Origin of the sequence: Caballeronia choica, assembly GCF_001544535.1 — a bacterium.
Taxonomy (GTDB): Bacteria; Pseudomonadota; Gammaproteobacteria; order Burkholderiales; family Burkholderiaceae; genus Caballeronia; species Caballeronia choica.
Window position 1 is genome coordinate 66873 of sequence record NZ_FCON02000029.1, and the last position, 8635, is coordinate 75507.

The following is an 8635-nucleotide window of genomic DNA, read 5'->3' on the forward strand; positions in this document are numbered from 1 at the left end:
GTCAGAAAGTGAAATTCTTCAGCGACTCGGGCATGCCCTGCGCCATTGCCGCCGCTTCCTTCGCGGCGTAGGTGTCCGCGTCCCACAACTCGAAGCGATTCCCCATGCCGAGCAGCATCACGCTCTTCTCGAGCGACGCCGCCGCACGCAACTCCGGCGACACGAGCACGCGCCCGGCCGTATCGAGTTCCATGTCCATTGCGTTGCCAAGGAAAATGCGCTGCCACCACGCGGCTTCCATCGGAAGCTCGGAGACCCGCTTGCGAAAGACTTCCCACTCCGGGCGAGGAAAGAGCAACAGGCATCCGTCCGGGCTCTTCGTGAGCGTGACCCGGCCTTCTGCCTGTCCTTGCAGCGCTTCCCGATAGCGAGAAGGGACGGACATCCGTCCCTTCGCATCGAGTGTCAGCGCCGAAGCCCCCTGGAACACTCGCCCTCTCCCATTTTGACGACGCCCGCCGACGGCATCACTTCTTGTCCAAAATGTGCCGGAAAGTGGCTTCGAAATCACACGAAAATACACTTTCTCACACTGTCTCCCACTTTAGAGGAACGGATTTGTAGGGTCAAGGCTCAGACCTTTTATTTGACTAATTTTGTTTTCCAGAACAAGGACTTAGCGCGGGTGCTTGAAGTGACCCGGAAAGAGAAAACCGTTACGAATGAAAGAACTAGTGCGGGAAGTGAAGGTAGTACGTGAATTGAGCGAGGGAAATGCACGTATCGTAAAGCTTCTGCAAGGCTGATCCGCGGCAGTCCTGGCCGACGAGAAAAGCGCTGGCGCCGGTGGGAGCGCGTCCCACCGGCGCCGAGGGTCCAACGCGCGTCAGATACGGTATGCCGTGGTGGTCATGACCTTCGACGCCGCCTTCATCAGTGCGCGAACCGGAAACGGCACGTCTCCGCCGCCCGCCGCAATCGCCGATGCGGCGTGTTCGTTTTCGTCGGTGCGCATCTGCTCGACGATCGCGCGCGACGCCAGGTCGTTCGCCGGCAGTGTCTTCAAATGCCCGTCGAGATGATGCTCGACCTGGCGCTCGGTTTCCGCCATGAAGCCGAGACTCGCGCGGTCGCCGAGACGCCCCGCAACCAGGCCAATGGCGAGCGAGCCGGCATACCACAGCGGGTTCAGCAGGCTCGGACGCGAGTCGAGATCCCGCAGGCGCTGCGACGTCCACGCGAGGTGGTCTTCTTCCTCGCGCGCCGCGCGCTCGAAATCGTCCTTGAGCGCGGGCGACTTCGTCGCGAGTTTCTGCGCCTGATACAGCGCCTGCGCGCACACCTCGCCGACATGATTCACACGCATCAGTCCCGCCGAGTGCGCTTTTTCCTCTGCGGTGAGTTCCGGCGCATCGGCCGGAATGCCGAACTCATCCACATTACCAATGGCTTTCGAAACAGGGATTGGACGTGACATGCGGCTCACGCCCGCCATCGACCGCAACCCGCGATCGAACTCGGTAATCAGTTCATCAAGCGTCATTCACACCTCCCTTCAGCGTGGCTTTTGCACCGTTTTCGTTCACGATCCGGGGCAATTCGCAGGCTGCAATCGCGTCCCGAAAAAGCGCCAAAAACATGCCCGTCTTTGGAATTAGGGCAAACACCGGTCGCAAAAATGCATCGAATCAAGATTTTAGCGCATGTTGCGTAAACGTCACAGGATGGCGAGATGAGGCCGGCTTTTCCTTTGTTCGCAAAACTCTCTTTGTTACATTACGGTCAACTTCTTTTGGAAGTACCCGGCGGGACGTCAACACACTGGCGCTAGAACAGTGCCCTGCTGAACAGATTCAATATCCTTGGAGAGTATTTCAATGAAAAAGTCGCTTCTCGCTCTGGCCGCATTAGGCACGTTCGCTGGTGCCGCTCAAGCACAGAGCAGCGTGACGCTGTACGGCATCATCGACGCTGGCTTCGTGTTTAACAACAACAGCGCCGGCAATCAGTTGTACTCGCTGATGAGCGGCAGCTTACAGGGCAGCCGTTGGGGCCTGCGTGGCACGGAAGATCTGGGTGGTGGTCTGAAGGCCATCTTCGTGCTGGAAAACGGCTTTGACGGCATGACCGGCCGTCTGGGCCAAGGCGGCGACGAATTCGGCCGTCAAGCCTTCGTCGGTTTGTCGACGAGCCAGTTCGGTACGGTCACGCTCGGTCGCCAGTACGACTCCGTCGTCGACTATACCGGCGCGCTCGAAGTCGGTAGCCAGTGGGGCACGCGCTTCGGCGCGCACCCGGGCGACTTGGACAACATGAACAACTCGAACCGTGCGAACAACTCGTTCAAGTACACGAGCGCAAACTACGCTGGCCTGACGTTCGGCGGCCTGTACAGCCTGGGCGGCGTTGCTGGCCAGTCCGGCCGTAACCAGATCTGGTCGGCGGGTGTCGGCTACGCCCAGGGCCCGCTGCAGTTGGGCGCTGCCTACTTGAACGTGCGTGACCCGAACTTCTCGTTCTACGGTAACAACGCAACCTCGAGCGCAGTTGCTTCGAACATGTCCGGCAGCCGCGTGTATTCGGGCTACGCATCGGCACGTACCCAGGAAGTGATCTCGGCCGGCGCTGCTTACACGTTCGGCGCAGCAACGGTCGGCGCGACGTACAGCAACACGGCGTTCAAGGATCTGGGCGGCGAAGCCGGCCTGAACCCGCTGGGCTACAGCGGCTCGGCCCGGTTCCACAACGCCGAAGTCAACTTCAAGTATCAGTTGACCCCGGCTCTCTTGCTGGGCGTGGCTTACGACTACACGCATGGTTACGGCGCAAACGACGCGAAGTACCACCAAGCGATGCTGGGTACGGACTACTTCCTGTCGAAGCGCACGGACTTCTACGTTGCAGGCGTGTACCAGCACGCAATCGGCACCGATTCGACCAACACGGCTGCTGTCGCGAACATCAACGGCCTGTCGCCTTCGTCGACGTCGAACCAGGTCGCTGCGATCGTCGGTATCCGTCACAAGTTCTAATAAGTCTGAACAAAGCTGCATCACCCTTGAAAAGGCGCCTTCGGGCGCCTTTTTTTATGCGTGGGTCTTCTTGACGTTGTTGCGACGCAACAAAAAAGCCTTCGGTCTTTCGACACGAAGGCTTTTTCACTTTTCCACGGCGACCGACCGAATTCCTAAACCTTGCCGTCGCGTAACTCGCGCCTGAGGATCTTGCCGACATTGCTCTTCGGCAGGTCACTGCGAAACTCGATGCTGCGCGGCCGCTTGTAGCCGGTGAGCCGGTCCTTGCAGAACGCGATGACGTCGGCCTCGGTCAGGCTCTGGTCCTTCTTGACGATGAACAGCTTCACCGCTTCGCCCGAATTCCGGTCCTTCACGCCGACGGCAGCCACCTCGAATACGCCAGGAAGCTTCGCGACGACGTCCTCGATCTCGTTCGGATACACGTTGAAGCCGGATACCAGGATCATGTCCTTCTTGCGATCGACGATCTTCACGTATCCGCGCTCGTCCATCACGCCGACATCGCCCGACTTGAAGAAGCCGTCCGGCGTCATGACCTTGGCGGTTTCATCCGGCCGGTTCCAGTAACCCGCCATCACTTGCGGTCCGCGGATGCAGATTTCGCCGGCGCCGCCCAGCGGCACTTCGTTGTTGTCGTCGTCGCGGATCGAGATTTCCGTCGACGGGAACGGCAAGCCGATCGTGCCCGTGTATTCGGTCGCCGTCACCGGATTGCAGGTGACGCACGGCGACGTCTCCGACAAACCGTAACCCTCGATGATCGGTGCGCCCGTCGTTTCGTACCAGCGCTTCGCCACCGATTCCTGAACAGCCATGCCGCCACCGTTCGCGGCGATCAGCTTCGAGAAATCGAGGCTCGCGAAATCCGGATGATTCAACAGGGCGTTATACAGCGTGTTGACCGCCGGAAACGTGTTGATCGGAATGCCCTTGAGTTCCTTGATCGTGCCGGCGATATCACGCGGATTCGGGATCAGCACGCCGAGCCCGCCCGTGCGGATCGTGAGCAAGCCGCAAACCGTCAGCGCGAAGATGTGATACAGCGGCAGCGCCACGACGCACACGAACTGGTCGATATCCGGCCGTTTCTTGCGCGCCGGGTCGAGCCAGACTTCCGATTGCAGCACATTCGCGATCACATTCCGGTGCAGCAGCGTGGCGCCCTTCGCGACGCCCGTCGTGCCACCCGTGTATTGAAGAAACGCGACGTCGTCGGGATTCTGGGCGACCGGTTGCAGCGTTTCCCGCTCGCCTTGCGCGAGCGCGTCGTTGAAACGGACATGGCCCGGCAAACTCCACTCGGGCACCATCTTCTTCACGCGACGCACGACAAAATTGACGACCATGCCCTTGAGGCCCATCAGATCGCCCATCGCGGCCACGACGACGTGCTTGATCGCCGTGTTCTTCAACACGGCCTGCAGCGTGGTCGCGAAATTTTCAAGCAGAACGATCGCCTCGGCGCCGCTGTCCTTCAGTTGATGTTCGAGTTCGCGCGGCGTGTAGAGCGGATTCACGTTCACGACGATGTACCCCGCGCGCAATACGGCGGCGATCGCGACCGGATACTGCAGCACATTCGGCATCATCAGCGCGACTCGCGCGCCGGGTTTCAGCCCTTTTGCCTGGAACCAGGCGGCAAGCTTCTTCGACATGGCGTCGAGCTCGCCGTACGTGATCGCCTGCCCCATGCAGAGAAATGCGCGCCGTTCGCGATTCTTGCGAAAACTGTCCTCGAGCAGTTGGGAAACCGAGCGGTAAGCCGAAACGTCGATTTCCGCGGGCACGCCGGCCGGATACGACTTCAGCCAGATTTTTTCCATGCGGCGTCTCCTCTAATTGTTATCGAATGGTCGTGCGGAGAACGAATGCTAACGGCTCGACCCATTTCCGACAACCGATTAGACGCAACCCTCCACTGCTTTCAGAGTGCTCTTATCGATGCCGCTCAATGCGCCGGTTCAACCTCGACGAGGCAATCGTAGAAAGTCGCCGAGCCGCCGAGATCGGTCAACGCCTGGCTCGTCACCTGATTCGCATTGCGGCCATCCGGCGCGAGTTTTTTCCACCAGATCGACAATCCGACGACCACGCCTTCGCGCGCGCGCTCGGTCACGCGCGCTCGCGCCTGCATCGAGCCGCGATCGTTGAAAATGCGCACGATTTCGCCGTCGGCGATCTGGCGCGCGTGCGCGTCGACGGGATGGATGTCGAGATGCGGCTCGCCTTCCGTCGAACGCAGGCTTGTCACATTCACGAAGCTGCTGTTGAGGAAGTTGCGGGCGGGCGGCGAAATCATCGCGAGTGGAAAACGGGCAGCAAGTTCGGGCGCGCCATCGGCCGACTCGTAGGGCGCGAGGTAATCGGGCAAGGGGTCGAGGCCCTCGCTCATGAGGCGCTCGCTGTAGAACTCGCACTTCCCCGACGGCGTGCGAAAACCGCCGTTCGCGAACGGTGCGTCGGCCAGCTTGAGCTGCGCCCAGCCCGCCGTTTTCAGCGTGTTCCAGCTTTGACCCGCGAGCGCCGGATCGCTCCAACGAAGCGCCTTTGAGGCGACTTCGTCATCCGTTTCGAAGAGAGCGGGATCGGTGAGATCCATCACGCGCGCAAGGCTCCGGAAGATCTCCGTGTTCGAGCGCGACTCGCCGACCGGTGCGATCGCCGGGAGGTTCGCCATGACGTGCGTGTGCCCGTACGACTTGTGGACGTCCAGATGCTCGAGTTGCGTGGTCGCGGGAAGGATCAGATCGGCGTAGTCGGCAGTGTCGGTCTGAAAGTGTTCGAGCACGATGGTGAACACGTCTTCGCGTGCGAAGCCCGCCGCGACTTTCTCTGAATCCGGCGCCACCGCGACCGGGTTCGAGTTGTAGACGATCAGCGCCTCGACCTTCGGGCCGAAGGCGGCGTCGCCGGGATGCAGCAGCGCGTCGCCGATCGCATTCATGTTGATCATGCGCGGCAAATTCGACGGCCAGCCCGGCAACAGGTCAGGCCGTTCGAGCGCGCTCGAATCGACCGGCGTCCATCCCGACGACGACAGCAGGACGCCGCCCGAACGCTCGCGCCACGCCCCCGTCACCGATGGCAGACAGGCAATCGCCCGCACTGCGTTGCCGCCGCCGCGCACGCGCTGCATGCCGTAGTTCAGGCGTATCGACGCCTTCCGGGTCGCGCCGAATGCGCGCGCGAGATCGACGATCGCCTGTTCCTCGATACCGCAAATCTGTGCAGCGCGCGCCGGCGGGTATTGTGCGGCGCGCGCCTTCAGCTGTTCGAAGCCGAGCGTGTAAGCGTCGATGTATGCGCTGTCGATCAGGTCTTCGCGGATCAACACGTCGATCATGGCGAGCGCTAGCGCGGCATCGGTGCCGGGTTTGAGCGCGATATGCTGATGACACTTTTCAGCGGTCAACGAGCGATACGGATCGATCGCGATCAACCGCGCCCCGCGACGCTTCGCTTCCTGTGCTCGCGTCCAGAAATGCAGGTTCGACGCGATCGGATTTGCACCCCAGATCAGGATGAGTTCGCTTTCCTCGAAGTACTCGGTGTGCATGCCGAGGCTCGCGCCGTAGGTATACCGAAGGCCCGCCGCGCCGGCCGCCGCGCAAATCGTCCGGTCGAGCCGCGACGCACCGAGCGCGTTGAAAAAACGCGCGGCGATGCTTTCGCCTTGCACGAGCCCCATCGTGCCGGCATAGCTGTACGGAACAATGGCTTCGGGCGCGCGAGCTGCGATCGGCTTCAAGCGATCTGCGGCCAGGCGCAGTGCCTCGTCCCAACCGATTGCTTCGAAGCGTCCCTCGCCTTTGCGGCCGACGCGTCGCAACGGCGTGAGCAGCCGATCCTTATGGTGCGTGCGTTCGGCATAGCGCGACACTTTCGTGCAAAGCACGCCTTGCGTCGGCGGATGGTCGGGATCGCCGCTGACCTTGACGGCCTTGCCATCCTTGACGGTAACGCGCATCGCGCAAGTGTCGGGACAATCGTGCGGGCAGACGGCACGGGCGAATTCGGCGGGGGCATTCATGCAAAAGTCCGGTAGGAAGCACGCAAAACGATGCGGATAAACGGATTTTATTACGGCTGGCCGTTGGTCACCGGTCAGATCGATTAAATTGTCGCGGCGTAAAATGGTCTGCAGAGCGCGTATGTACGAGGCGCGCGCGGCCTCATCGTTCGCAAATCGAGACACTGTCAATGAACCTGATTCCTGAAATCGAAGCAGCACACGAAGAAATCAAGGCGCTCCGACGAACGATCCATGCGCATCCCGAACTTCGCTACGAGGAGGTCGGCACGGCGCAGCTGGTCGCTGAAAATCTGGAGCGCTGGGGATTGACCGTGCATCGTGGACTCGGCAAGACCGGCGTGGTGGGGGTTCTGAAGCGCGGTACGAGCAGCGCATCCATCGGCCTTCGCGCCGACATGGACGCGCTGCCAATCCAGGAAATCAACACGTTCGATCATCGCTCGAAACATCAGGGGCGAATGCACGCTTGCGGACACGACGGCCACACCGCAATGCTGCTCGGCGCGGCGAAACACCTCGCCGAACACGGACAGTTCGATGGCACAGTCGTCTTCATCTTCCAGCCCGCCGAAGAAGGCGGGGCAGGCGCTCGTGCGATGATCGAGGATGGTCTTTTTAAGCGCTTTCCCGTCGATGCGGTCTTTGGCATTCACAACTGGCCGGGCATGCCGGCGGGCCATTTCGGCGTGACTCCGGGGCCGATCATGGCGTCGAGCAACGAGTTTCGGATCAAGGTGCGCGGCATTGGTTCGCACGCGGCGCTACCGCACAACGGGCGCGATCCCGTATTTACTGCGGTGCAGATCGCGAACGGCCTTCAGAGCATCATCACGCGCAACAAAAAGCCGATCGACACCGCCGTGCTCTCGATCACGCAGATTCATGCCGGCGATGCGCTCAATGTCGTCCCCGACGAAGCGTGGCTGGCGGGTACAGTGCGTACGTTCACCGTAGAAACACTCGATCTGATCGAAAGGCGGATGCACAAGATCGTCGAGTCGACGGCGGCGGCCTTCGATTGCGATGTAGAGGTCCGCTTCAACCGAAACTATCCGCCAACGATCAATGATGCCGAGCAAGCGCGATTTGCTGCGTCGGTGATGGCGGAAGTCGTGGGCGAGGAGAACGTCGACGCATCGGTAGAACCGACGATGGGCGCCGAGGATTTTTCGTTCATGCTGCTGGAAAAGCCCGGATGCTACGCGTTTCTTGGGAATGGGGAAGGTGGGCATCGCGAATCGGGACACGGCGCCGGACCGTGTATGCTTCACAACGCGAGCTATGATTTCAACGACAGCTTGCTGTCAGTGGGGTCGACTTATTGGGTTCGTTTGGCAGAGCGCTTTCTGCCTGACCTTGCTCGCGGATGAGCGGAGAAGCTTTGTCAAGCGGGGTGGGTGAATGTTTTCGCTGGCGACGCTGGGTCTAGGGCCGAAGGGGCGGAGAAGGCGGGAATGAGAAGAAGGGCAGAAGGGCAGAAGGACAATGGAGCACGCAAACGCAAACACCCCACCTTTGTGGGGTGGGGTGTTTGTTTAAGGCATGATGAGCCTGACGATTACCTACTTTCACACGGGAGCTCCGCACTATCATCGGCGTGGAGTCGTTTCACGGTCCTGTTCGG

The 8635-nt window shown here is 60.9% G+C and carries 6 protein-coding genes; 2 read left to right on the top strand and 4 right to left on the bottom strand.

Annotated elements, in window-relative coordinates; all coding sequences use genetic code 11:
* Position 1: 1 nt before the first annotated feature.
* Together mraZ and coq7 are read right to left on the bottom strand one after the other, a co-directional pair.
* Entirely contained in the window at positions 2-430 is a 429-nt protein-coding gene (gene mraZ, locus AWB68_RS15525) for a division/cell wall cluster transcriptional repressor MraZ (RefSeq protein ID WP_087645233.1), read from the bottom strand.
* Between the two features lie 396 nt (positions 431-826).
* A complete protein-coding gene (gene coq7 / locus AWB68_RS15530; protein WP_087645234.1) occupies positions 827-1483 on the bottom strand; it encodes a 2-polyprenyl-3-methyl-6-methoxy-1,4-benzoquinone monooxygenase in 657 nt (218 codons plus the stop codon).
* A gap of 334 nt (positions 1484-1817) precedes the next feature.
* Here coq7 and AWB68_RS15535 point away from each other — a divergent pair, with 334 nt between their 5' ends.
* A complete protein-coding gene (locus AWB68_RS15535) occupies positions 1818-2972 on the top strand; it encodes a porin (protein WP_087645235.1) in 1155 nt (384 codons plus the stop codon).
* A gap of 155 nt (positions 2973-3127) precedes the next feature.
* Here the strand turns inward: AWB68_RS15535 and AWB68_RS15540 are convergent, their stop codons facing one another.
* Both AWB68_RS15540 and AWB68_RS15545 read right to left on the bottom strand, forming a co-directional pair.
* Positions 3128-4801, bottom strand: coding sequence for a long-chain fatty acid--CoA ligase (locus AWB68_RS15540; RefSeq protein ID WP_087645236.1), 1674 nt, complete (start codon positions 4799-4801; stop codon positions 3128-3130).
* A 125-nt stretch (positions 4802-4926) separates the two neighbouring features.
* Positions 4927-7008 (bottom strand): molybdopterin-containing oxidoreductase family protein, encoded by a 2082-nt coding sequence (locus AWB68_RS15545; protein ID WP_087645237.1) that lies wholly within the window; start codon positions 7006-7008, stop codon positions 4927-4929.
* 170 nt (positions 7009-7178) lie between these two features.
* On the opposite strand from AWB68_RS15545, the gene AWB68_RS15550 reads away from it, so the two are divergent.
* Positions 7179-8381: a M20 aminoacylase family protein gene (locus AWB68_RS15550; protein WP_087645238.1), complete on the top strand. Its 1203-nt coding sequence runs from the start codon at positions 7179-7181 to the stop codon at positions 8379-8381.
* The last annotated feature ends 254 nt before the right edge of the window (positions 8382-8635 follow it).

What these genes read in the sequence shown, in the direction of transcription:
- AWB68_RS15540 (WP_087645236.1), bottom strand. Translation starts at nt 4,801, where the DNA reads ATGGAAAAAATCTGGCTGAAGTCGTATCCGGCCGGCGTGCCCGCGGAA.
- AWB68_RS15550 (WP_087645238.1), top strand. Translation starts at nt 7,179, where the DNA reads ATGAACCTGATTCCTGAAATCGAAGCAGCACACGAAGAAATCAAGGCG.
- AWB68_RS15535 (WP_087645235.1), top strand. Translation starts at nt 1,818, where the DNA reads ATGAAAAAGTCGCTTCTCGCTCTGGCCGCATTAGGCACGTTCGCTGGT.
- AWB68_RS15545 (WP_087645237.1), bottom strand. Translation starts at nt 7,008, where the DNA reads ATGAATGCCCCCGCCGAATTCGCCCGTGCCGTCTGCCCGCACGATTGT.
- coq7 (WP_087645234.1), bottom strand. Translation starts at nt 1,483, where the DNA reads ATGACGCTTGATGAACTGATTACCGAGTTCGATCGCGGGTTGCGGTCG.